The following is a 23,419-nucleotide window of genomic DNA, read 5'->3' as shown; positions in this document are numbered from 1 at the left end:
GTCGACGAGGACAGGATCTCGGCAAGGGTCAACTTTCACCTGCCGTCACGGGGTCAGTTTTCACGTGCCGTCGACAAAGCGCCGGTCAGACAGATCAGCGCCCGCTATCCGGCGCAGAACGAGTGGATCGACGACCGGCATCAGACCGGCCGGTCCGTTACCGCCAGCGCTATTCATATCGGGCGATGCAAGGTTGTGGTGTCGCAAGGGCTGCGACGTTGCGTCGGCAAGCAGGCTTGCTGCCCCTTCGAAGCGCACGATCGCCACCGCCCAACGCGGGCGTCACCTCCCGTTGGCCCGTGGCGATCAGCGACGAGCTGCGGCGCCTAGTGGGCGAGCTGCTGGCCCAGCGGTGGAGCCCGCAGCGGACCAGCCGACCTACGGGGTCTGCTCTCCCGGCAACCCCGGCATGAGGCTGTGCCACGGGATCATCTACCAGGCCGGTCCGCGTTGGTGCGACATTCACCTTTGGCGCCGCACCGACGTTCGACGTTGCGTACCGGACGAGAGCGACGACGCGCGCAGCATTGGGCCAAGAGGCGGCGACCCACGGCTCGAGCAGCCCATGCCGACCCCACGCCAATGCCCAATGCAGCCTACCGACCGGACCGCGGCGGGCCATGGGGAGCGACCTCCGCACCCGGGGCGCTCAATCACCGGGACCAGGGCACCGAGCCGGCCCGGGTCTCAGCATCATCCTGAACCTCGGTCCTTCGGTCTACTTCTGCGAGTCCCACTCGCCCGGGCAGCGCGGATCCAACGAGAACACCAACGTGCTGCTGCGCGGCCACTTCGCCGAGAGGGACCGCCCTGGGCAACCACTCACGGCTGTCGTAGAGGACCACGCGCCCCAGCAGGACCTCACCACATTGCCAGCCTCCTAGAGTCCGCCGGTGTTGTGACGTTGAGTGAGACCGACCGCGCCGTACCTGCCGAGTCTTCAGGCGCCGTCCTCACGAACGCGCCGCATCGCTATCCCGACGAGCAGGAGGGTCTTGATCCATTCACCCAGGGCCCATCCCCATGCAGCCCCGACCACACCACCACTACGGACAAGAACCGTGACAAGGAGCACTGTTGCTACTAGTGACACCGTCACTGCCAAGAGGTAGAGAGCTCTTTCACCCATACCCACCGTCGCGACGGCAAGGCTGGTTGATGCAAAGATGGGGATCCCCGCGGCGAAAACTGCTGCCACCAACAACCGCGAAGGTTCGAACGCGTCTCCGAAGGCCAGCACCATGAGCATTGGTCCGAAGATGACCATAACGCCGGCTGTAAGGACACCAAGAACCACTGCGTGGGCGGCACTGATAAGCCCTTCGCGTGCTACGGCAGGAAAGTTCCCAGCTGCGGCCGCGGCCTGGATCTCTGGTGAGCGAGCCTGACCTAGGGATTGGGCAACGATCGCTCCCAGCCGGACCAGGTAGGCGGTCGCTGCGAATATGCCCAGCTCCTGCACCCCGACCCCGCGGTCTATAACCACACGGACTGCGGTCTGGTTCAGCGATAGGAGGACGGCAACCGCGCCGAAGGGGACGAGATGAATGACAAGTGACATCGTTGATCGACTGGACTCGACGTCCCGCGCTGGTTCCGGGCCTGAACCTTCAAGTACCGGAATCAAGAGGATGGCGATGACTGCGGCCCCCATGGTGGCTCCAGCAACGCTGCCCGCCAGCGCGAGGCCTGCAGAAGTGCCAGCTACAAGGCCAACTGCCCGTATCACATTCGCCCGTGTCACCCGCAACATCTGGCCGGTGCCCTGCCAGTAGCCATGGATCATGTGCACGTAGGACTCGGCGAAGCGGGCTACCGCCAGGGGGAGAGCCACCTTCCACAGCCCGTCGGTCGGATAGAGCACCGTCACGATGACGCTCAAGACGAGGGCGAGCGTCGCCCCTACGAGCATCGCGCCCCGGTAGCTGCGCCATCGCTGCTTCCCGAGGGGATCTGTGGCGACCTTCTCCTGCAGGCGGAGATGCCCGAAGAGAAAGATGGGTGACACGATGGCCAGGGCGAGCGTGTAGACGCCCACGGCCTCCACGCCGAGAGCCCGGCCCAGGATGATGAGGACGGCTCCTTGGGCAGCCGTCATCGCCAACTTTCCTGCGACGAGGACGGCCGTCCTCGAGCGCAGGAGGCGGCCGAGCCGCCGCATCAGCCGCGAACCATCCCCGCTCCGACGGTCACCCCGCTGGCAGGGTCGATGAGGATGAACGACCCGGTGACGCGGTTCTGCTCGTAGAGGTCGACCATCAGCGGCTGCTGCACCCGCAGGGTGACGCGGCCGAGCTCGTTGAGACCGATCTCGTCCGCCTCCTGGTCCCGGTGCAGGGTGTTGACGTCCAGCCGGTAGTCGATCTCCTTCACCAGCGCCTTCACGGTGCGGGTCGTGTGCTTGACCAGCAGCTTGGCGCGAGGCTTGAGGACTCCCGGCGACATCCAGCAGACCATGGCGTCCAGGTCCTGGGTCTGCTCGGGCTGGTTGTTGACCCGCGCGATCATGTCCCCGCGGCTGACGTCGACGTCGTCCGCGAGGCGGACGGTCACCGACATCGGGGGGTATGCCTCGTCAAGCTGCGTGTCGAAGGAGTCGATGGCCTCGATGGTGCTCGTCATCCCGCTGGGCAGCACGATGACCTCGTCGCCCGGCTTCATGACGCCACCGGCCACCTGCCCGGCATACCCGCGGTAGTCGTGGAACTCGTCCGACTTCGGCCGCACGACGTATTGCACCGGGAAGCGCACGTCGCGCATCTCCCGGTCCGAGCCGATGTAGACGTGCTCGAGGTGGTGCAGCAGGCTGCTGCCCTCGTACCAGTCCATCTTCTCGCTGCGAGAGACGACGTTGTCGCCCTGCAGCGCCGAGATCGGGATGACCGTGAGGTCGGGCACGTCGAGCTTGCGGGCGAAGGCGGTGAACTCGGCCTCGATCTCCCGGAACTTCTCCTCGGAGAAGTCGACGAGGTCCATCTTGTTGACCGCGAGCACCAGGTGCGGCACCCGGAGCGTGGAGAGGATGACGGCGTGCCGCCGCGACTGCTCGGTCATGCCCTGGCGGGCGTCCACCAGCACCAGGCCCAGGTCGGCGGTGGAGGCACCGGTGACCATGTTGCGGGTGTACTGCACGTGGCCAGGCGTGTCCGCGATGATGAACTTGCGCCGCGGTGTCGCGAAGTAGCGGTAGGCCACGTCGATGGTGATGCCCTGCTCCCGCTCGCTGCGCAGGCCGTCGGTGAGCAGCGCCAGGTCGGTGTAGTCGAAGCCCTTGTCCTTGGAGGTCTTCTCCACCGACTCGAGCTGGTCCTCGAAGATCGCCTTGCTGTCCAGCAGCAACCGCCCGATGAGCGTCGACTTGCCGTCGTCGACGGACCCGGCAGTCGCGAAGCGCAGCAGGTCCATCCCGGTCTCGGTGCTCATCAGAAGTAGCCCTCCTTCTTGCGGTCCTCCATGGCGGCCTCGGAGAACTTGTCGTCACCGCGGGTGGCGCCGCGCTCGGTGATGCGCGAGGCCGCGACCTCGTCGATGATCTTGTCCAGGTCGTCCGCGTCCGACTCCAGGCACCCGGTGAGCGTCAGGTCACCCACGGTGCGGAAGCGGACCGTGCGCTCGGTGACGGTCTCGCCGTCGCGCAGGGGGTTGAACTCGCTCTCGGTGAAGAGCATGCCGCCGCGCTCGAAGACGCGCCGCTGGTGGGCGTAGTAGATCGACGGGATGTCGATCGCCTCGCGCCGGATGTAGTCCCAGATGTCGAGCTCGGTCCAGTTGGACAGCGGGAAGACCCGCATGTGCTCGCCCTCGTGGATGCGGCCGTTGTAGAGGCTCCACAGCTCGGGGCGCTGGTTCTTCGGGTCCCACTGGCCGAACTCGTCGCGGTGGGAGTAGACCCGCTCCTTGGCGCGCGCCTTCTCCTCGTCCCGACGTCCGCCACCGAAGGCGGCGGTGTAGCCCTCCTCCTCGATGGCGTTGAGGAGGGTGCCGATCTGCAGCCGGTTGCGGGAGGTCTTGCCGTCGTCGACGACGACGCCGTCCTTGATCGCCTGCTCGACCGAGGCGACGTGCAGCCGGACGCCCAGCCGGTCGACCCAACGGTCGCGGGTGGCCAGCACCTCCGGGAAGTCGTAGCCGGTGTCGACCTGCAGCACGGGGAAGGGCACCTTGGCGGGATAGAAGGCCTTCTCCGCCAGGCGGAGCATGACGATCGAGTCCTTGCCGCCGGAGAACATGAGCACCGGCTTCTCGAACTCGGCCGCGACCTCGCGGAAGATGTGGATCGACTCGGCTTCCAGCTCGTCGAGCTGGGAGAGTCGGTAGTTGCCGTCGACTGTCACTCCTGCGCCTTTCCGCTACGGATGCTGCGCGAGCACGATATCGGACAAAGGCGCCCATCCTCGCATCGCGTCGCCGTCAGGCTGGATTCGGGACGGGGGGACGCCTATGGTTAGCGGCTGGGTCCGCGCATTCCCGGGCCGACCAGCCTCTTGAGAACACCGGAGCGTGTGTGGAACTCACGGACTATCTGCTGCTCGTCCGACGGCAGTGGCGCCTCGTCGTCGGGGTGGCGCTTGCCGTCCTGCTCGTCACGGCGCTCATCACGGCGTTGACCACTCCGCAGTACCGCGCGCAGGCGCAGGTCTTCGTCTCCACCTCCGGCGGCGAGAGCGCCACCGACCTGGCGCAGGGGTCCAACTTCGCCCAGCGGCAGGTCGCCACCTACGCCGACATCGTCACGACGCCGATCGTGCTCGAGCCGGTGGCGCAGGAGTTCGGCCTGGACGGGTCCGCGGGACTCTCCGGTCGCACCACGGCCCAGGTGCCCGCGGGGACCGTGCTCATCAACCTCGCGGTGACCGACGAGGACCCGCAGCGCAGCGCCGACCTGGCCAACAGCATCGCCGAGCAGTTCTCGGCCACGGTGCAGGAGCTCGAGCAGATCGAGGGGTCCTCGAGAAGTCCCATCAAGGCGACCGTGGTGCAGCCGGCGGCGGTCCCGTCCGCCGCCGCGACACCCGATGTCCCGCGCAACCTGCTGCTCGGGGCGGTGCTGGGCATACTCCTCGGCCTGGGAGCGGGCCTGCTGCGTGATGTCCTCGACTCCAGGATCAAGGGCGAGGCAGACGTCACCCGCGTCACCGAGGAGCCGGTCGTCGGCGCGATCGCCTTCGACAAGGAGGCCCCCGAGCACCCGCTAGTGGTGGAGATCGACCCGCACAGCCCGCGCGCCGAGGCCTTCCGGACGTTGCGCACCAACCTGCGCTACATCGACGCCGACAACCAGCCCAAGACCATGGTCTTCACCTCGACCATCCCCGGCGAGGGCAAGTCGACCACCACCGCCAACCTGGCCCTCACCCTGTCGCACTCGGGCGCCAACGTGTGCCTCATCGAGGGCGACCTGCGCCGGCCACGGCTGCTGCAGTACCTCGGCATGGAGAACGCCGCGGGCATGACCGACGTGCTCGTCGGGCGCGCCGACCTGGACGACGTGCTGCAGCCCTGGGGCGAGAGCCTGTGGGTGCTCGGGTGCGGCCCGATCCCGCCGAACCCGAGCGAGCTGCTCGGCTCCGGCGCCATGACCCGGCTGATCGAGACGCTGGAGTCGCGATTCGACTACGTCATCATCGACAGCCCGCCGCTGCTCGCCGTCACCGACGCCGCCATCCTGTCCACCCAGGCCGACGGCGTGATCGTCATCGTGGGCACCAAGCTGGTCCGCCGCGAGCAGCTCGACCGGGCGCTGGGCAACCTGAAGAAGGTCGACGCCGACGTCCTGGGCATCGTGCTCAACCGTCTCCCGATCAAGGGACCGGACGCCTACTCCTACTCCTACGAGACCTACCGCTCCGACGCCGCCCTCGAGGCGCAGAGCAAGCGGACCCGGTCGCGCAAGTCCCGGAAGAAGTCCAAGGAACGCGCCTGACCCATGGAGCTGTCCAGCCGTCACGCCAACGCCGTCCTGGTCGCCCTCGCCATCGGGGCGGTCGGCGCGTCGGGGTATGCCGTCTGGAGCGTGCAGCAGCCGCCGCCGGAGACACCTCCGGCCGCGAGCGCGGGCACGACGCCGGAGCCGACGGGCACCGACGACGCACCGACCGGAGCGGCGACCACGGAGGACGCGACGCAGACTCCCGAGGAGACCGGCGAGGAGACGACGAGCGTCGAGCCCGAGCCGACGGACGAGCAGACCTCGACCGACGACGGTGCCGATGCGCAGGAGCCCTCAGTGCAGGGCTGGCGTGAGGCCTGGTCCGGTGAGGACGCCGCCCTGCTGGTGGTCGGCGACGGCTACAGCAACCTGACGTCGCAGTGGGTGCAGCTCTGGGGAGCCCTGCAGGCGGACGACCGCTCGACCCTGATCAGCCACTGGGGCGAGGAGGCCGACGTGGCCTTCAACGACCCGATCGAGCTGTCGGCTGACGCCGGCCCGTCGCTGCACGTCTGGAGCGCCAGCCGCGGGGGCAGCAGCATCGGGGACGCGGCCGACCGGGTGGAGCAGTTCCTCGACGCCGCCGCCCCGCCCGACGCCGTGCTGGTCTCTCTCGGGGGGTCCAGCGGCGGTGAGGACGTCCCGGCGCAGCTCGACCGGCTGGTGGGGCAGCTCCCGGACGTCCCCGTGCTGGTGGCCGCCGGCCCGAGCGAGCTCTACTCGGCCGGTGTGGCCGACGCGGTCGCGGGGTGGGCGCAGGACAACGCCGACCGCGTCTCCCTCGTCGACCTGCGTGAGGCCACCGTGGACAACCCCACGGCGGAGGAGTGGGCCCTGGCCTTCGACGAGGCGGTCAGCGCGGGGTGACGCCCTCGCCGCGGCGCCCGGCCCGCGGGTCGAGGCTCGCGTGCTCCCCGAGCACCAGGTGGCGCATCTCGTCGTCGTCGATCTGCCGGCTGGCCGGGAGCCGCATCAGGTAGAAGACGACCCCCAGCAGCACCCAGACGCCGAGCGCGATCCACGACGGGGTGCTCAGCTGTGCCGGTGAGCCGGGGATCAGCAGCAGCCCGAGGAAGAGCACGCCGGTGAGCGCACCCAGACCGCTGAGCACCTTGCGGGCGCTCGAGCGGGTCGCCGGGTCGCCCTGGTCGCTGCCGGACCACTGCCAGAGCCGGTATGCCGCGAGGCAGGTGTAGGTGTAGGCGATCGTCACCCCCACCGAGGTCATGTCCACCACCCACAGCAGCGCCTCCCGGCCGAACAGCGGGGCGATGAGGCACAGCGCGGCGGCGAACCACACCGCGCGGCCGGGCGCCCCCGCGTCGTTGACCTTGGCGAAGAAGGGTGGGAGCACCCGGGCCCGCCCCATCGCGAAGAGCAGCCGGCTGGCGGAGACGTAGAAGCCGTTCAGCCCGGTCGACACCCCCATGAGGACCGCGAGCGCGAGCAGCACCAGCCCGAGCGGGCCGAAGAGGGTCTCCAGCCCGTCCGCGGTCCCCCAGGCCGGCTCGTCGGCCACCATCTGCGGCCACGGCTGCGCGACCGCCGTGGCGAGGAGCATCGCGACGTAGATGCCGGCCGCGGCCACGATCGCCAGGATGATCAGCCCGAACGCCTTGGTCGGGGAGAAGTCGAACTCCTCGGCCGCCTGCGGGACGTTGTCGAAGCCGACGTAGGCCCAGGGCGCGATCGCCACGATCATGAGGACCGCGCTCAGCGGGGCGACGCCATCGGGGAAGCCGGGCTCCAGGTTCGACAGCGGCGTGTCCGGGTGCAGCCAGGTGCCCAGCAGCAGGCACACGACGGCGGCCAGCATGACCAGGCAGAAGGCATACTGCACCCGGCCGGAGAGCGTGCCGCCGCGGGCGTTGAGCAGGGCGAAGAGCAGCAGCGCCGCCGAGGCGACCACCACCTCACCGAGGTAGACCTGCCAGCCCGCGACCTCCCACAGCGGAACCCACTCCACCACCGGCGGCAGCAACCTGCGGAAGAGCAGCGCCAGCGCCGACGCGTTGAGCGCGATGATCGAGACGTAGCCGAGCACCAGCGCCCACCCGGCGATGAACGCGTGCGCGCGGCCGAAGAAGGTGTAGGCGTAGGCATACTCACCCCCGCTGACCGGGAAGTGCCGGATCAGCAAGCCGTAGCTGACCGCGATCACGCACATCAGCGCGCCGCCGATCACCAGCCCCAGGCCGGCGCCCAGCGGCCCGGCCTGCGCGAGCAGGTCCTGCGGCAGCACGAAGGCGCCCCACCCGATCGCCGACCCCAGCGCCACCGCCCACACCCACTGCGGCTTGAGGGTCTTGCGCAGTTCCTGCCTGTCCGCGGGTGTCCCCGCCTGCTGGCTCATGGTCGCCGAGTCTAGTCAGCGGGGGTGCGTCCCGGGCGCATTCCGGGCCGGGTGCACCGCTGGCCTAGGCTGGCACCGTGACCCCACCCTCCCCCGCGGCTCCCGTCTTCCCGGGAGTGCCCGTCCTCGACGACCTCGAGCTGGCGCGCCTGGGCCTGCTGGACCTCGACGCCGTCGAGCTGCCCACCGGCCCCGCGACGGTCGTGGACGCCGAGGGCGTGCCCGTCGCCGAGGTCGACGAGACGGGTGCGGTGGGCTGGCTCTCGCCCCGGTCCTCCCGGCCGTTCGAGCGCCTGCACCTGACCGGCGCGGAGATCGAGCGACCGGCCGCGCTCGTCGACAGCAGCGACGCCCTGGAGGCCGTGCCCGACGGCACGCGCACCGTGGTGGTGCTCGCCTCGACCGACGGCGACGACAACCAGCGTGACCTCGACCTGGTGCGGACCGCCCGGCGCGCGGCGCAGCAGCACGGGTATGCCGTGCGCGTCGCCCCGGTCGGGCTCGCCGCCCCGGGCCGGGAGCAGCGCGTCGAGCAGCTCGCGCGAGCGCTCGCCGGGGAGACCGGCACCGTCCACGACCTCACCGCGCACGGCGGGCCCGCGGCATACCCCGAGCGGGGCGTGGTGGTGCTGCTCACCGGGCTGTCCGGCTCCGGCAAGTCCACCCTCGCGCGGGCGCTGCGCGACCGCCTGGTCGAGGACGAGGCACGCGCCGTCTCGCTGCTCGACGGCGACGTGGTGCGCCGGCACCTGTCCGCCGGGCTCGGCTTCTCCCCCGAGGACCGCGAGACCAACATCCGCCGCATCGGCTGGGTGGCCGCGGAGATCGCCCGGCACGGCGGCATCGCCATCGCCAGCCCGATCGCACCCTTCCAGCGCACCCGCGACGACGTCCGCGCCATGGTGGAGGGCCGTGGCGGGCGCTTCGTGCTCGTGCACGTCGCCACCCCGCTGGAGGAGTGCGAGCGGCGGGACCGCAAGGGACTGTATGCCCGTGCCCGGGCCGGCGAGATCCCGGACTTCACCGGGATCAGCTCCCCCTACGAGGTCCCTGACGACGCCACGCTGACCCTCGACACGACCGGGCAGGACGTGGACCCGCTCGTCGACCAGATCCTGGCGGCCCTGGCGCTGCCGAACGACCCACCCACCCCGTCCGATCCCGAAGAGGAATGACCATGAGCAACGACCACCAGCTCGCCCGAGAGCTCGCCGACCTCGCCGGGGAGCGGCTGCTGGCCGTCCGGGCCGAGCTGCACGCCTCCGGCGTCGAGGGCAGGGAGCTCAAGGACGCCGGTGACGCCGCGTCCCAGGAGCTGCTCGCGGCAGCGCTGCGCGAGCGCGCGCCGCAGGACGCGGTGCTCAGCGAGGAGGCCGCCGACGACCACGCGCGTCTCTCGGCGAGCCGGGTGTGGATCATCGACCCGCTCGACGGCACCCGCGAGTTCAGCGAGGTGCCCCGCGACGACTGGGCCGTGCACGTGGCGCTGTGGCAGGACGGCTCCCTGGTCGCGGGCGCCGTCGCCCTCCCGGCGCGCGGCATCACCTTCGACACCGACGAGCAGCGGCGGCACCCGCTGCCCGGCCGACCCGAGGGCGAGCCGCCGCTGCGGCTGGCGGTCAGCCGGTCCCGGCCACCGGCCTTCGCCGAGGAGCTCGGCCGCACGATGGGGGCGACGACCGTGCCCATGGGGTCGGCAGGGGTCAAGGCGATGTCGGTCCTCGACGGGTCGTCGGACGCCTACGTGCACGCGGGTGGGCAGTACGAGTGGGACTCGGCGGCCCCCGTGGCCGTCGCCGCCGCGCACGGCCTGCACACCAGCCGGGTCGACGGCAGCCCGCTCGTCTACAACCGGGAGAACCCCTGGTCGCCGGACCTCGTCGTCTGCCGGCCGGAGGTGGCCGAGTCGCTGCTCGCCGCGCTGTCGACGATGGACCTCGGCTGAGGGTCAGGGCCAGATCAGCGGGGTGAGCACCACCGTGACGAGCACGACCATCACGGAGAGCACCCACCCGAGCCGGGCGTAGTCGGTGAAGCGGTATCCCCCGGGGCCGTAGACCATCATGTTGGTCTGGTAGCCGATAGGTGAGAGGAACGAGGCGGACGCCGCGACCGCGACGGCGATCGCCGCACCCCGGGGGTCCATGCCGACCGACTCGGCCGTGGCGACGGCGACGGGGAGCATGAGCAGCGCGGCGGCGTTGTTGGTCACCAGCTCGGTCAGCACGATCGTCGCCAGCACCAGCCCCAGCAGCACGCCGGTCACCCCGAGCCCGCCCAGCCCGCCGACCAGGCCGCCGGCAAGTCCCTGCGCGAGGCCGGAGACCTGCATCGCGCTGGCCAGACCGAAGGCGGAGGCGATCACCAGGATGACCTCCAGGTCGACCGCACGCCGGGCCTCCTGGGCGGAGAGCACGCCGGTGAGCACCAGCGCGACCGCGCCGAGCAGAGAGCCCTGCAGGATCGGCAGCAGGTCCAGAGCGGCGAGACCGACGACGAGGGCGAGGATCGCGACGGGGATCCACGCGCGGGAGGTCGCGGCCGGCGGGGAGCCGTCCAGGCCAGCGACGAGCAGGAAGTCGGAGTGGTCGCGCCAGCGGTCCCGGAAGTCGGGGTCGGACACGACGATGAGGGTGTCGCCCAGCCGGATCGTCTGCGACCCGAGCTTGCCGTCCACGAGGTGCCCCGAGCGGTGGATGCCGACCACGGCCGCCTGGTAGGTGGAACGGAACCCCGACTCGCGCAGGGTCCGGCCGACCAGGGGCGACTGGGAGCCGACGACCACCTCGAAGTACTTCGCGCTCTCGCTCTGCAGGTCGAGCACGTGCTCGAGCTCCGCCGACCGGAGCCCGGGCATACCCTGCGCGTCCACGACCTTGCTCACCGAGCCGACGAAGTGCAGCCGGTTGCCGCCGCGGAGCACGGTGTCCGGCCGCACCGGCGCGATGACGGTGTCACCACGGTCGACCGAGACGAGGAAGAGTCCGGGCAGCGACCGCAGCTTGGCCTCCTCCACGGTGCGCCCGTCGACCGGGCCTCCCGGCTGCACGATCATCTCGATGGAGAACCTGCGCCCCTGCTCCGCCAGCTCCTCGCGGGCCGAGCGCCGGGCCGGGAGCAGCGGCGGCGACAGCGCCACCAAGGCCGCCAGGCCGAGCACCGCGACGGGCAGCCCGAGCTTGCCGATCTCGAAGAAGCCGATCTCCTCCAGCCCGAGCTCCCCCATCTGGCCCGAGACGACCAGGTTGGTCGAGGTGCCGATCACCGTGAGCAGTCCGCCGAGCACGGCGGCGAAGGAGATCGGCATGAGGAACTTGCTGGCCGAGAGCCCTCGGCGCTCGCACCACGCGGTGACCTGCGGGATGAGCATCGCCACGATGGGCGTGTTGTTGAGCAACGCGGACGCGCCCACGGTGGGGCTGAGCACCCGCAGCAAGGGCATCCGGTAGGTGCCGCGATCCCCCAGCGTGCGCTGCATGACCGGGGCGAGCGCGCCGGTCTTCTCGATGCCCGCCGCCACGACGTAGAGCGCGGCGACGGTGATCGGGGCCGGGTTGGAGAAGCCGGAGAAGGCCTGCGCCGGGGTGATCACGCCGAGCGTGAGCAGCACGATCACGCCACCGAGGACCACCACCCAGGGGCTCGTGCGCTGCCGCACCAGCGCCGCGAGGACGCCGACGATGACGACGACGGTGATCCACGCGTCCAAGGACATGTCCGACAGACCCTTTCACGACAGACGCCCCCGCCGCGCGGAGCTCACGAGAAGCCCTGTGCAGGGCAGGCGCGAGCATAGCGCGTCGGGGGCGGGCCGCAGGTGCGGCGGCCTGTCAGGGGACGGTCAGAGGCGGCACGACCTCGAGCTGGACAGCGAGGCGCGGAAGGCCGTGAGCTTGGCCGGGCTCTCCGACAGCCGCCAGTCCGGTCGGGACGGGTTGTTGTTGCTGTTGAAGTAGGAGATCACGCCGATCTTGTCGGTGTTGCGCGAGGCCCACTGCCACTGCTGCTGCCACCAGGTCACCGCGTTGGGGTTGCGGAACTTCAGGGCCACGCCGGTCTCACCGATGCCGACCATCTTGTTCGGGTAGCCGGCGTCGGCGAGGTGCTCCCGGACGCGACCGATGCGCTCGTCGAGCCCGTCACCGGACTGGTTCTGGTAGAGGTCCAGCCCGAAGAAGCCAGAGCGACGCACCACGTCCGGCGTCGCCCAGTCCTCCGGCCTGTCCCGCTTGTTCCACGGGTTGAAGGTGTAGTCGCCGATGATCGGCACAAAGACCACGTTGCGCAGGTTCGTCTCGTCCTGCATCAGGTCGTGGATGCGGCAGAAGGCCCGCTGCCACTGACGGGGGAGGTCGCGGCTGGAGCGAGCCTCCTCGGCAGGCTCGTGGTGGAAGGTCACGATGATCGGCTTGGAGAACGAGGCGTAGCCGCGGGCACGCGCACGGATCGCCGAGTCGTGCTGGCCGTTCGCGATCTGCTTCCAGCCGTTGGTGCCGCCACCCGGGGGCTTGAAGCTGACCCAGGGGATACGCCGGTTCGCGTGGTCGTTGGCGATGGTGGAGCGCTCGCCCCGGCCGAAGGACCACTGGTAGTAGTGCCGGTGGACACCGATGGCGCCGGTCTTGCGGACCTCGCGGGTGATGTCGCCGTTCGTCGACATGCCGAGATAGATCTTGCCGGGCTGATGCCCGGTCCAACGGGCGCCCGCCGCAGGGGCGGGGAGGATGTTGCGGGGCTCCCGGGGGAACAGGGTTGACGGGTCCTCGACCTGGCTGAGGAGGGCAGGGGCGACGGCACCACCCAGGGACAGGGCGCCGCCGTTCTTGATCAGAGACCTTCGTGAAATTCGGGACATGCAGCGGCAAACTAGTTCGCCCTCGCAGGACTGTCAATTGCTGAAACCCCCGAGAACACGCGAGAAATCGGGGGTTACTCGTGAGTTCTCAAAGTAATCTCGCAAACGTTCCCAGGCGGGCTACAGATCGCGCCTCCGACGACCCCGGCACCCCCGTGACGACACCGCTGGTGGCCCCTGATATGAGCCGCCCTCGCAGCGACGGCCCAACCTCGCTGGTCGCGTTCACCCTGCACGCGTGCCTAGTTGACTCGGACACCAAGTCGTGAACGAATATTCGCATGAGAAGCGCCGGACAGGCCCCCAGGATTCTGATCATCGTGCAGAATCTCCCCGTGCCGTTGGACCGCCGGGTCTGGCTCGAGTGCCAGGCGCTGCGGGACAGCGGCTACGAGGTGTCGGTGATCTGCCCGCAGGGGCCTGGCGACCCCACCTACCACGTGGTCGACGGAGTGGCGCTGTACAAGTACCCGCCGGCACCCGAGGCCGAGGGGCTGGCGGGCTTCGCCTACGAGTTCGCCTACTCGTGGATCCGCACGGCGTTGCTGAGCCTGACCGTGCGTCGCGAACGCGGGTTCGACGTCATCCAGGCCTGCAACCCCCCTGACACCTTCTGGTTGCTCGCGCTGCTGTGGAAGACACGCGGCGTGCGCTTCGTCTTCGACCACCACGACCTCAACCCGGAGCTCTTCCTGTCCCGGTTCGGGGCGCCGACCACTCCTGTGGAGCACGCCGAGCTGGCGGTGCTCCGCTGGCTGGAGCGGTGCACGTTCCGCACCGCCGACCACGTGATCTCGACCAACGAGTCGTTCAAGGCGATCGCCCAGGAGCGTGGTGGGCTGGCCGAGCAGGACGTGACCGTGGTGCGCAGCGGCCCGGACACCCGGAGCATGTATCCCCGCCACCCCGACCCGGACGTGCGCGGGGGTGCCAGCCACCTGCTCGCCTACCTCGGCATCATGGGGCCGCAGGACGGGGTGGAGAGCGTCCTGCATCTCATGGACGAGCTCGTCCACCGGCGCGGGCGCACCTCGGTGCGTGCCGTCCTCCTCGGCTTCGGCGACAGCCTGGAGTCGCTGCGTCAGGAGTGCACCCGACTCGACCTCGACGACCACGTCGAGTTCACCGGCCGGGTCGGACCGGCCGAGATCGCGCGGTACCTCAACGCCGCCGACGTGGGTCTCGGCCCGGACCCGCGGACGCCGATGAACGACCTGTCGACGATGAACAAGACCATGGAGTACATGGCCTTCGGGCTGCCGTCGGTCGCCTTCGACCTGAAGGAGACGCGCATCTCCGGGGCCGACTCGGTCCTCTACGTCCCTCCAGGCGACATCGGTGCCTTCGCGGATGCCGTGGAACAGCTGCTCGACGACGACGACCTGCGCGCGGAGATGGCCGTCCGCGGTCGGCGCCGCGCCGTCTCGGTGCTCGACTGGAGGCCGCAGCGCAAGGCATACCTCCGCGCCATCGGCTCGGTCCTGGGTCGAGGAAAGATCGAGTCCGGCCAGACCGCAGCGGACGCGCTCGAGAACGAGCTGGGGGTTCCCACCGACGACGAGACCGCGCTCACCAATGAGGCCGACCTGCGTGCCGCGGTCCGACGAGGTGACGCCACGGGCGGCGCGGCCTGACCCTCGACCCCCGGCGATGCGTGGATCCACTGGTCAGGCGCGTATCATGGGCTCGTTCATGTAGACGTCCATAGGGGGATTGTTGTGAACGACAGGCAGGGCGGACCCCGCGGTCTCCCATCCGTGCTGACGGCAGCACGGCACCATCCGTGGGTGATGCTGCTCACCCTCGCCCTCGTCGTCGGGTTGGCGGCCGCGTATGCCGCCACCCAGGAGTCCAGCTACACCGCACGTTCGGTCGTCCTGCTGAAGCCGGTGCCGGGCAGTCCGCTCTCCCCCGAGGTGGCCACCACGAGCGGGACGCAGAACACCATCGCCATGCAGACCGAGGCGCGCACCGTGACCACCCCCGCCGTGGCCGCGCTGGCCTCCGAGGATGCCGGGCGCCTGCTCCGTGACGAGGACGGCGAGCTGGCCGTGCGCGTCCTGGATGCGACGCAGACCCTCGAGATCGCCTACACCAGCGACACCCCCGAGAACGCCCGTTCGGGTGCCCAGGCCTTCGCCGACTCGTTCCTGGCATATCGCGGCACCGCCGCCACGGAGCTGCAGGAGAGCCGCATCGAGGGTCTGGAGTCTCAGGCGGAGTCGGCCCAGCAGAGCCTGCGCGACGCCGCGGACGGGGTGGGCGGGTTCGCCCAGCAGCAGGTCCAGCTGTTCACCGACCGGCTGGCCCAGCTCAACGCCAACCTCAGCGCCGAGCAGGTGGTGAGCACCGACCCCGGCACCGTCCTGAACCCGGCCGAGGAGCCCACCGCGCCGGACGGCGTCCCGTCCTGGCTGCTGCTGGCGCTGGCCGCTGTGGTCGGGGCCGTTCTCGCCGTGCTGGCGGCACTCCTCCGCGAGTGGCGCCAGGACGTGGTCCGCTCGGAGGAGGACTTCTCCGTCAGCGGCCTGCCGGTCTTCGCCTCGATCCCGCGCGTCAGGCACAAGCACGACGAGGAGGGTCTCGCGCACGTCCGGGAGGCCTTCCGGCAGCTCCGTGCCGGTGTCGTCGCGAACTGCGCCCGACCGCACGTGCTCGTCGTCTCCGGTGTCGGCAAGAACCCGCAGTCGCTGGTGGTGCCCAACCTCGGCATCAGCCTGGCCGATGCCGGGTACTCCGTCCTGGTCGTCGACGCCGACGCCTACGCCGAGGGCCTGCACACCGCTCTGGGGGTCGAGGGTCGCCCCGGCCTGTCCGACATCCTCGGCCGCAACGAGCTCTTCCACGACGCTGTCCGTTCGGTCCACGGCATCGACGTCCTGCCGATCGGCCACGACCCCGCCGGCATCCGCGACCTCCAGGGCGGCCCCGCCCTGCGGGAGCTCGTGGACCGTGTGCGCTCGGACTACGACTACGTCATCTTCAACGCCGCGCCCTCGGGCACCGCGGACAGCGACGCCGCGATGAGCGCCGCCGAGTCCGTGCTGCTGGTCGTCGTGGACGGTCAGACGACCCGTGCCCAGATCGAGGCGGCCCTGGACCGCCAGCGGCACCTCGGCATCGTCGCCGCCGGCCTGGTCAACGTCCGTCGCGACGCGGGGATGGCACTCGCCCTGCCTCCGACGGAAGCTCCCGTGGACGAACCCACCCCAGCCACGCATGCCAACGCCTGATGGGCATCTGTCTGCCTTGAGCATGCTCGAGGCGGTGTGGCCGGCCGCCTGCGACCTCTCCCTCGGTGGCCGCGGACGTCAGTCCAGGGGTTCCGAGACCTACCTCTGCCTCCCCGGAGGATCGGCGCCGACCGTGTTCGTCCCGCGGGGTCCGCGCAGGGTGACCGCCGCCGCGCTGCGCCACTACAAGTCACCCAGCACCCGGCGCGCGCAGCTCACCGCTGTCGGCCTGGGCGTGGCCGGCTGGCTCGGTGCCGGGGGGCTGGTGCCGACCAGGCTCCACGTCCGGAGGCCGGAGCACGGACTGCCCGCCCGGCTCTCCGCGGCAGCGGGTCGGCCACTCCACGTGGGGCTGACCCTCGGACCTCCCCGGGCCAACCGCAAACCCGTCCTGCACCTCCTCGACGGGCGCGGGGTCACCCAGGGCTACGCCAAGGTCGCGGTCAACGACCTCACCAGCCGACGTCTGGTCCGCGAGGAGGAGGCGCTGCGCTCGTTGGAGGGTCGAGACCTCGGCAGCCTGCGCCACCCGAACGTCATCCAGGCGGGCGACTGGCACGAGCACCGCTACCTCCTGATCGAACCGGTGCCCACCTGGTCGCCGCGCGGCGTCGATCCTGGCGTGCGGGATGCCGCGCTGCGACGTCTCGTCGGTGGCTTCGAGCAGAGCGAGGACGTGCTCGCCTCGGTGCCGTGGTGGCGGGCGCTGCGCGCCCGGCTCGGGGAGCTCGGACCGACACCGCTGTCGGACCGCCTCGCCGCACTGTCCGAGGCCGCCGAGGACATCTGGGGCTCCTCCAGCCTGCGACTCGGGGCCGCGCACGGCGACTGGACCCCGTGGAACCTCGCGACGCGCGGTGACACGACGTATGCCTGGGACTGGGAGCGCTTCAGCACCGGTGTGCCGGTCGGGCTGGACGCCCTGCACTACTCCTTCCAGTCCGGCGTGCGGCTCGACGGCCTGACGCCCCAGGGGTCGATGACCCGTCTCCAGCACCTGGCGGCGGACCTGGGGGAGGCCAACGGCGCTCACCCCACCTCCGGCAGGATGCTGGTCGCGCTCTACGCGATCGACCTCGCCGAGCGGTTCGTCCGGCACCAGCAGGAGAAGGCCGGCGCCAAGAAGGGTCCGATCGAGGACTGGTTGCTGCCCGCGCTCGAACAGGTGGTGCAGGGTGACCGGGGTCGATAGCCCGCACGTGACGAAGCCGGGCACCAGCGGCGCCGGAGGATCCTCGCTGCGCCGCGCCGGTCGGGGCAGCATGCTCAACTTCGCCGGGTCGGCCGTCTCCGCCGTGAGCACGTTCGTGCTGACCGTGCTCATCACCCGGCTGTCGTCGACCACGGAGGCGGGAGCCTTCTTCACGGCGACCTCGGTGTTCCTCCTGGCGGCCGGGCTCGCGCAGCTCGGCACGAACGCGGGCCTGGTGTACTTTCTCTCGGGGTCGCGGGCGCGTGGGGAGCTCTCGCGAGCGCACGTCTACATGCGGATCGCCGCGGTGCCGGTGCTCATCACCTCGGTCGTGTGCGCGGCCGTCCTCATCATCTGGTCCGGCGAGATCGGCAGGCTGCTCAGCCCGGACCAGCCGGAACGCTTCGCGACCTTCGTCGTGGCCATGGCGCTGTTCCTGCCGGCCGCAGGCATCACGAACCTGACGGTCTCCGCCTCGCGAGGCCTGGGGACCATGGCCGTCAACGCCACCCTCGACCAGCTGGCACGTCCCCTGCTCCAGCTCGCGCTCGTCGCCCTGGCCTTCGCTGTCCTGGGCGTCGACGCGGCACCGTGGGCCTGGTCGGCCTCCTACGTCCCGCTGGCCGTGCTGGGCTGGTGGTGGTGGCGCCGACTGCGCGACCGCGCCGCCACGCAGGACCGCAGTGCGGGATTCGCCCCCTGGGGGGCGTTCTGGCGGTTCAGCTCACCGCGGGCGGCGGCCGGCCTGGCCCAGGTCGCGATGCAGCGCTTCGACATCGTCCTCGTGGGCGCGCTGGCCGGCCTCCCGGCCGCAGCCATCTACACCGCGGCGACCCGCTTCATCACCCTGGGCCAGGCAGCCGCCCGGGCCGTGGGCCTGAGCGTCCAGCCGCACATCGGCGAAGCCGTGGCGCGGAGCGACTGGAGCGGGACGTCGTCCCTGTACCGCACCGCCACGGGTTGGCTCATCGTCATCACCTGGCCCCTCTACCTCATGCTCATGACCTTCTCGGGCACGGTGCTGCGCATCTTCGGCGGCGACTACACCGAGGGACAGCGGGTCCTGCAGGTGCTGTGCGCGGCGATGCTCGTGGCCACGGCGTGCGGCATGGTGGACATGGTCCTGCTCATGGCCGGCAAGTCGCTGTGGAACCTCGGCAACGTGATCCTCGCGCTCACCACCAACGTCGTCATCGATCTGCTGCTCATCCCGCGCCTGGGCATCATCGGGGCGGCGATCGGCTGGGCCGTCGCCATCCTCGTGGCCAACCTGGTGCCCCTGATGCAGCTGCTCATCTGGCGCAACCTGCACCCCTTCGGCCGGGAGTCGCTCCTCGCGATGGCCTTGCCCGCAGTGGTCTTCGGCGGCCTCCCGGCAGGTCTGGCCGCGCTCGTCGACGACCAGGGCTATGCTCTGCTGATCTCCCTGGCGGTCTGCTCGCCGACCTATCTGCTGGGTCTGTGGTTACTCCGCCGTCGACTGCAGCTCGGCTACCTCGTGACCTCGCTGCGGCGTCGTCGAGGTGGACGAGGTCAGGCTGCCGCCAGCGCGCAAGGACAGGAGCCGTCATGACGCTGTCGCAACCCGTGAGTCCGCTCGTGGCCCCCGACCGGCTGGTCTTCGTCGGCGGCCTGCACCGGAGCGGGACCACAGCCCTGGGGCGGCTCCTCGGCGATCACCCCGAGATCTCCGGGCTGCAGGGGACGGGTGTGCGCGAGGACGAGGGTCAGCACCTGCAGACCATGTACCAGCCCGCCGTCGCCTACGGCGGCCCCGGGCGCTTCGCCCACGACCCTGCCGCACAGCTCGGCCCGGTCACCGATGCCGGCGAGCAGGCCCGGATCGGTGAGGGGTTGATCCGGTCCTGGATGCCGTACTGGGACCTCGAGTCACCGCTGCTGCTCGAGAAGTCACCACCCAACCTCGTCATGGGTCGCTTTCTGCAGTCGGTGTTCCCCGGCAGCGCGCTCGTGGTCATCTTCCGGCACCCGGTCGTCGTCGCGCTGTCGAGCAAGAAGTGGCAACGAGGGACCAGCCTGAGCTCCCTGGTGGAGCACTGGTTCGTCGCGCACGACGCCCTGCTGCGTGATGTGGCCGACCTGGAGCGGGTGCACGTCCTGCGGTACGAGGACCTCGTCGCCGACACGGACGCCGCCCTGGCCCCTCTCACGAGCTTCCTCGGCCTGAGCTTCCCGCTGGTCAACAGCGGTCAGGTCAGGTCGACCTACTCCGACCGGTACCGCAGCGCGTGGTCCGCGATGTCCGGTCCCCTCTCGGGGCGCGAGCGTCGCCGGATCGTGAGCCGGTTCGACGACGCCGCCCGCCGCTACGGCTACGACATCGAGGATGTCGACGCACGCCACGACTGGAGCCTGCCGGCACCATGAGCATCGACAGCCCTGCACGGCCCGACGTGCGGTCACCGAGGGGCGGCGCCCCTGAGCCGGTGACCGACGAGGAGGCACCGACGGCGCTGCTCGCCCCCGGCTGGCCGCTGACGATCGCCTTCGTCGGCATCCCCCTGTGGTGGGTGCTGGGACTCTTCCAGGTCGTGTTCTTCCTGGCCTGCATCCCCATGGTCATCCAGCTCGCGCAGCGTCGGGTGATGGTGCCGCGCGGCTTCGGGACCTGGCTGCTGTTCCTGGTCTGGGTGATCGGCGGAGTCTTCGTCCTGCAGGTGGACGCCCCGGCGACGATCCCGGGCGAGGGGGCGTCGCGCTACTTCACCTTCGGCTACCGCTACGGGTGGTACCTCGCGGCCACGATCGCCTTCCTCTACACGGTCAACATGCGGGCCGAGCTGTCCACCCTGCGCATCAGCCGGGCGATCGGCTGGATGTTCGTCATGCTGGCCTCCGGCGGCATCCTCGGCCTGCTGGTCCCGACGCTGGAGTTCCCGTCCGTCGCCGAGCTGCTCCTGCCCGGGGCGATCGCCAACAACGGTTTCGTCCAGTCCCTGATCCATCCCCAGGTGGCCCAGCTGCAGGACTTCCTCGGCTACGTGGAGCCGCGCCCCAGCGCGCCTTTCGCCTACGCCAACCAGTGGGGCATCGCCACCGCCGCGACCATCCCGCACTTCGTGGCGTCGTGGTGGGTCGGCAACACGTGGCGGCGCTGGGTCGTCATCATCGGGCTCCCGCTGGCCATCTTCCCCATCGTGGGGTCCCTGAACCGAGGGATGTGGGGTGCCCTGGTGATGATGACGCTCTTCGTCATCGTCAAGGTCGCTCTCACCGGCCGCCTCCAGGTGCTGTGGGCCAGCCTCGTCGTGGTCATCCTCATCGGGGCCGCGCTCGTCGTCTCGCCCCTCGGGGACCTCATCCTGGACCGGCTCAACACGCCGCACAGCAACGAGGGCAGGGCGAACCTCAGCACCCAGGCGGTGGTCAGCACCTGGCAAGGCTCACCCTTCGTCGGCTACGGGTCCACCCGTGACGTCCAGGGCAACTTCAACTCCATCGCGACCGGGTCCAGCGCCCTCTGCCCCAACTGCTCCCCGCCGCCGCTCGGCACCCAGGGACAGCTGTGGCAGGTGGTCTTCGCGACGGGCTTCGTGGGCGCCGCCCTCTACGTCGGCTTCATCGTCGGTCAGTTCTTCCGCTCGCTGCGCCGGTCGACCGTCATCATGGTGGCCGCGCAGGCCAGCACGGTGGCGGCGCTGGTCACAATGCCGGTCTACACCGTGATCCACCCCGCCATCGTGGTCATCTTCATCTCCCTCGGTCTCCTGGTGCGGGAGAACCCAGGGGCGCACCTGAGACCCCTCAACAGCCTGATCGTCCCGCCACGGAGGAACGTCGCGACCGTCCTCGTCCTGACCGTCGTCGGCGCTCTGGCCGGGGCCGGTCTCCAGCTGACCAAGGAGCGACCCTACGCCGCCACGCAGTCCGTGCTGCTCAGCACCACGTCGCTGGTCAACGCGCCGCAGGCCCGTCCGTTCACCCTCGACACCGAGGCCCAGCTGGCCACCTCCAGGGTGGTGCTCGACGCGGTGGCCCAGGCGACGGGCATACCCGGCGGTGCGGACGAGGCACGTGAGCGGATCCTCATCACGGCCGAGCCCAACACCCGGATCCTCAACCTGACCTTCTCCCACCCCGACCGCGAGGCGGCCGTCGCGGGAGCCCGTGAGGGCGCGAACCGCTACCTGGACCTGCGGCTGAGCATGGCGGAGGAGGCCAGCAGCGAGCGCGCGGAGGACCTCCAGAACTATCAGGAGGCGCTGGCGGAGTCCGTCTCCCTCACCAGCGGCGTGGTCGAGACGGACGAGCCGACCGGCCCCGAGGCGGAGGACGAGGAGGAGCCGCTCGTCTTCGGTGCGCTGCAGGGCACTCTCATCGACCTGCGGCGCGAGTACGCGCAGGTCTCCTCGACCTGGCTGGGCCTGCGGCGCGAGAGCATCAATCCTGGCCAGGAGTTCAACGACGTCACGGTCACCCGCTCCCAGGACCCGTGGTTCGTCTATCTCACCAGCGGCGCGATGCTCGGACTCTTCGCCGGTCTGCTCGTCGCCCGGGCCACGGACGGTCGACGGGACCGTCTCGGCCAGGACCCGGCCGAGCGTCTCGACCTCGGCGTGCCCGTGGTCGGCCGGGTCGGCGTCACCGCGTCCGGCGGCTTCGCAGCGGCAGAGCTCGAGGAAGCAGCCTGGGTCGCGCGCACCTACACCCCGCTGGCCGGGATCTTCCCGGTCACCACCTCGATGGTGGCCGTCGACCTGGCCGAGCAGCTGGACGGGGCGCTGCGCGGACCCGTCGACCGCCGCGGCGAGCGCGTGCTGCTCGTCGCCACGTCGGACTCCGCCGCCCGACCCGTGCGGCGGCTCTACCGGGAGGCCACCGCCATGGGCCTGCAACCGGTCGGTCTGCTCCTGGTGGACTGGTCGGAACGGACCGCCGAAGCCAGCACCGCCAGTCGAGGAAGGACCCCATGACCCGCCCCAGCGTCACCGCTGTCGTCCCCGCCCATGCACGACCTGAGGAGCTGCGTCGTGTCATCCGGGCCATCCGCGACCAGGACTACGACGGCGCCCTGGACGTCGTCGTCGTGTTCGACCGTGCCGAGCCGGACCTGTCCCTGGTCGAGGAGGGCGAACGACCGGTGCGGGTCCTCGAGAACACCCGGACCCCCGGCCTGGCGGGCGCGCGGAACACCGGCGTCCTGGCCGCCGAGGGCGAGCTGGTCGCGTTCTGCGACGACGACGATTACTGGCTCGCGCACAAGCTCGACCGGCAGGTGACCCTCGTCGAGCTGGACCCTGCAGCGGTGATGGTCTCCTCGGGGATCTTCATCGACAACCACGGCCGGTCCACCCCCCGGACCACCGCCACCCCGTACGCGACGCACGCCATGCTCAGACGCTCTCGGCTGTCGATGCTCCACTCCTCGACGTTCGTCTTCCGTCGGGAGGCCCTCATCCACGACATCGGCCTGGTGGACGAAGGGCTGCCCGGCAGCCAGAGCGAGGACTGGGACCTCCTGCTGCGCGCCTCGACCCTCCATCCGGTCCTCGTCGTCGTGGAGCCCCTGGTCACCGTGACCTGGGGCCAGAAGTCGTTCTTCCGGCACGACTGGCCGACCAAGATCGCCAGCAACCAGTACCTTCTCGAGAAGCACGACGACGTCCGGAAAGACCGTGTCGGCGCGGCCCGGCTCATGGGCAAGATCGCCTTCGCCCAGGCGTGCTCGGGTCAGCGCGGTGCTGCGTGGCAGTGGGCTGCCCGCACCGTGCTGGCCGACCCGAGGCAGTGGCGCGGGCCGCTGGCCGCCGCAGCGGCAGTGCACCCACGGGTCGGTCGCACCGTCCTGGACACGCTCAACAAGCGCGGTCGAGGCGTCTGAGCCGACGGGGGTCCG

Annotated in this window: 18 protein-coding genes and 1 pseudogene; 12 read left to right on the top strand and 7 right to left on the bottom strand. The window is 70.4% G+C overall.

Annotated features, from left to right (window positions below; translation table 11 throughout):
* Positions 1–60: 60 nt before the first annotated feature.
* Complete coding sequence (locus FXF60_RS14995; RefSeq protein ID WP_151526781.1) at positions 61–267, bottom strand: hypothetical protein; 207 nt, start codon at positions 265–267, stop codon at positions 61–63.
* A 440-nt stretch (positions 268–707) separates the two neighbouring features.
* On the opposite strand from FXF60_RS14995, the pseudogene FXF60_RS17020 reads away from it, so the two are divergent.
* A pseudogene (locus tag FXF60_RS17020) lies at positions 708–825 on the top strand (IS30 family transposase); the annotation flags it as partial.
* Between the two features lie 115 nt (positions 826–940).
* On the opposite strand, the gene FXF60_RS14985 reads toward FXF60_RS17020, so the two are convergent.
* From FXF60_RS14985 to cysD, 3 genes are all read right to left on the bottom strand, one after another.
* A complete protein-coding gene (locus FXF60_RS14985; protein ID WP_151526779.1) occupies positions 941–2,098 on the bottom strand; it encodes a lipopolysaccharide biosynthesis protein in 1,158 nt (385 codons plus the stop codon).
* Positions 2,099–2,160: 62 nt separating this feature from the next.
* Positions 2,161–3,423 carry a sulfate adenylyltransferase subunit 1 gene (locus tag FXF60_RS14980; protein ID WP_238335880.1) on the bottom strand — a complete coding sequence of 421 codons (1,263 nt, stop codon included), beginning with the start codon at positions 3,421–3,423 and terminating at the stop codon, positions 2,161–2,163.
* Entirely contained in the window at positions 3,423–4,334 is a 912-nt protein-coding gene (gene cysD / locus FXF60_RS14975) for a sulfate adenylyltransferase subunit CysD (RefSeq protein ID WP_151526778.1), read from the bottom strand. Before cysD ends, FXF60_RS14980 begins: the two co-directional genes overlap by 1 nt.
* Before the next feature lie 170 nt (positions 4,335–4,504).
* On the opposite strand from cysD, the gene FXF60_RS14970 reads away from it, so the two are divergent.
* Together FXF60_RS14970 and FXF60_RS14965 are read left to right on the top strand one after the other, a co-directional pair.
* On the top strand, positions 4,505–5,923 hold the full coding sequence (locus tag FXF60_RS14970; protein ID WP_151526777.1) for a tyrosine-protein kinase domain-containing protein: 1,419 nt from the start codon (positions 4,505–4,507) through the stop codon (positions 5,921–5,923).
* A 3-nt stretch (positions 5,924–5,926) separates the two neighbouring features.
* Positions 5,927–6,796 (top strand): SGNH/GDSL hydrolase family protein, encoded by an 870-nt coding sequence (locus FXF60_RS14965; RefSeq protein ID WP_151526776.1) that lies wholly within the window; start codon positions 5,927–5,929, stop codon positions 6,794–6,796.
* Here the strand turns inward: FXF60_RS14965 and FXF60_RS14960 are convergent.
* Entirely contained in the window at positions 6,783–8,282 is a 1,500-nt protein-coding gene (locus FXF60_RS14960; RefSeq protein ID WP_151526775.1) for an APC family permease, read from the bottom strand. The two genes, FXF60_RS14965 and FXF60_RS14960, sit on opposite strands and share 14 nt — an antisense overlap.
* A 77-nt stretch (positions 8,283–8,359) precedes the next feature.
* Between FXF60_RS14960 and cysC the strand changes: the two genes are divergently transcribed.
* Positions 8,360–9,457 (top strand): adenylyl-sulfate kinase, encoded by a 1,098-nt coding sequence (gene cysC / locus FXF60_RS14955; RefSeq protein ID WP_151526774.1) that lies wholly within the window; start codon positions 8,360–8,362, stop codon positions 9,455–9,457.
* A gap of 2 nt (positions 9,458–9,459) precedes the next feature.
* Entirely contained in the window at positions 9,460–10,227 is a 768-nt protein-coding gene (locus FXF60_RS14950) for a 3'(2'),5'-bisphosphate nucleotidase CysQ (RefSeq protein ID WP_367889970.1), read from the top strand.
* Between the two features lie 3 nt (positions 10,228–10,230).
* Here the strand turns inward: FXF60_RS14950 and FXF60_RS14945 are convergent, their stop codons facing one another.
* Both FXF60_RS14945 and FXF60_RS14940 read right to left on the bottom strand, forming a co-directional pair.
* Positions 10,231–11,997, bottom strand: coding sequence for an SLC13 family permease (locus tag FXF60_RS14945; protein ID WP_151526772.1), 1,767 nt, complete (start codon positions 11,995–11,997; stop codon positions 10,231–10,233).
* A gap of 126 nt (positions 11,998–12,123) precedes the next feature.
* A complete protein-coding gene (locus FXF60_RS14940) occupies positions 12,124–13,137 on the bottom strand; it encodes a hypothetical protein (RefSeq protein WP_151526771.1) in 1,014 nt (337 codons plus the stop codon).
* Between the two features lie 335 nt (positions 13,138–13,472).
* On the opposite strand from FXF60_RS14940, the gene FXF60_RS14935 reads away from it, so the two are divergent.
* From FXF60_RS14935 to FXF60_RS14905, 7 genes are all read left to right on the top strand, one after another.
* Entirely contained in the window at positions 13,473–14,771 is a 1,299-nt protein-coding gene (locus FXF60_RS14935; RefSeq protein WP_238335879.1) for a glycosyltransferase family 4 protein, read from the top strand.
* 156 nt (positions 14,772–14,927) lie between these two features.
* Complete coding sequence (locus tag FXF60_RS14930) at positions 14,928–16,370, top strand: AAA family ATPase (RefSeq protein ID WP_238335881.1); 1,443 nt, start codon at positions 14,928–14,930, stop codon at positions 16,368–16,370.
* 160 nt (positions 16,371–16,530) lie between these two features.
* Positions 16,531–17,562 (top strand): hypothetical protein, encoded by a 1,032-nt coding sequence (locus FXF60_RS14925; RefSeq protein WP_202879656.1) that lies wholly within the window; start codon positions 16,531–16,533, stop codon positions 17,560–17,562.
* Positions 17,546–19,135 (top strand): lipopolysaccharide biosynthesis protein, encoded by a 1,590-nt coding sequence (locus tag FXF60_RS14920; RefSeq protein ID WP_151526767.1) that lies wholly within the window; start codon positions 17,546–17,548, stop codon positions 19,133–19,135. Before FXF60_RS14925 ends, FXF60_RS14920 begins: the two co-directional genes overlap by 17 nt.
* Positions 19,132–19,950 carry a sulfotransferase family protein gene (locus FXF60_RS14915; RefSeq protein ID WP_151526766.1) on the top strand — a complete coding sequence of 273 codons (819 nt, stop codon included), beginning with the start codon at positions 19,132–19,134 and terminating at the stop codon, positions 19,948–19,950. Before FXF60_RS14920 ends, FXF60_RS14915 begins: the two co-directional genes overlap by 4 nt.
* Complete coding sequence (locus FXF60_RS14910; protein ID WP_151526765.1) at positions 19,947–22,496, top strand: hypothetical protein; 2,550 nt, start codon at positions 19,947–19,949, stop codon at positions 22,494–22,496. Before FXF60_RS14915 ends, FXF60_RS14910 begins: the two co-directional genes overlap by 4 nt.
* Positions 22,493–23,404, top strand: coding sequence for a glycosyltransferase family 2 protein (locus tag FXF60_RS14905; RefSeq protein ID WP_151526764.1), 912 nt, complete (start codon positions 22,493–22,495; stop codon positions 23,402–23,404). The genes FXF60_RS14910 and FXF60_RS14905 overlap by 4 nt, the downstream gene beginning before the upstream one ends.
* Positions 23,405–23,419: the final 15 nt, after the last annotated feature.

Source organism: Serinicoccus kebangsaanensis, assembly GCF_008919445.1.
Classification (GTDB): domain Bacteria; phylum Actinomycetota; class Actinomycetes; order Actinomycetales; family Dermatophilaceae; genus Ornithinicoccus; species Ornithinicoccus kebangsaanensis.
This window is presented reverse-complemented; position numbering and strand designations above follow the sequence as displayed.

What these genes read in the sequence shown, in the direction of transcription:
- FXF60_RS14985 (WP_151526779.1), bottom strand. Translation starts at nt 2,098, where the DNA reads ATGACGGCTGCCCAAGGAGCCGTCCTCATCATCCTGGGCCGGGCTCTC.
- FXF60_RS14980 (WP_238335880.1), bottom strand. Translation starts at nt 3,423, where the DNA reads ATGAGCACCGAGACCGGGATGGACCTGCTGCGCTTCGCGACTGCCGGG.
- FXF60_RS14965 (WP_151526776.1), top strand. Translation starts at nt 5,927, where the DNA reads ATGGAGCTGTCCAGCCGTCACGCCAACGCCGTCCTGGTCGCCCTCGCC.
- FXF60_RS14960 (WP_151526775.1), bottom strand. Translation starts at nt 8,282, where the DNA reads ATGAGCCAGCAGGCGGGGACACCCGCGGACAGGCAGGAACTGCGCAAG.
- FXF60_RS14950 (WP_367889970.1), top strand. Translation starts at nt 9,460, where the DNA reads ATGAGCAACGACCACCAGCTCGCCCGAGAGCTCGCCGACCTCGCCGGG.
- FXF60_RS14945 (WP_151526772.1), bottom strand. Translation starts at nt 11,997, where the DNA reads ATGTCCTTGGACGCGTGGATCACCGTCGTCGTCATCGTCGGCGTCCTC.
- FXF60_RS14940 (WP_151526771.1), bottom strand. Translation starts at nt 13,137, where the DNA reads ATGTCCCGAATTTCACGAAGGTCTCTGATCAAGAACGGCGGCGCCCTG.
- FXF60_RS14930 (WP_238335881.1), top strand. Translation starts at nt 14,928, where the DNA reads ATGCTGCTCACCCTCGCCCTCGTCGTCGGGTTGGCGGCCGCGTATGCC.
- FXF60_RS14915 (WP_151526766.1), top strand. Translation starts at nt 19,132, where the DNA reads ATGACGCTGTCGCAACCCGTGAGTCCGCTCGTGGCCCCCGACCGGCTG.
- FXF60_RS14910 (WP_151526765.1), top strand. Translation starts at nt 19,947, where the DNA reads ATGAGCATCGACAGCCCTGCACGGCCCGACGTGCGGTCACCGAGGGGC.
- FXF60_RS14905 (WP_151526764.1), top strand. Translation starts at nt 22,493, where the DNA reads ATGACCCGCCCCAGCGTCACCGCTGTCGTCCCCGCCCATGCACGACCT.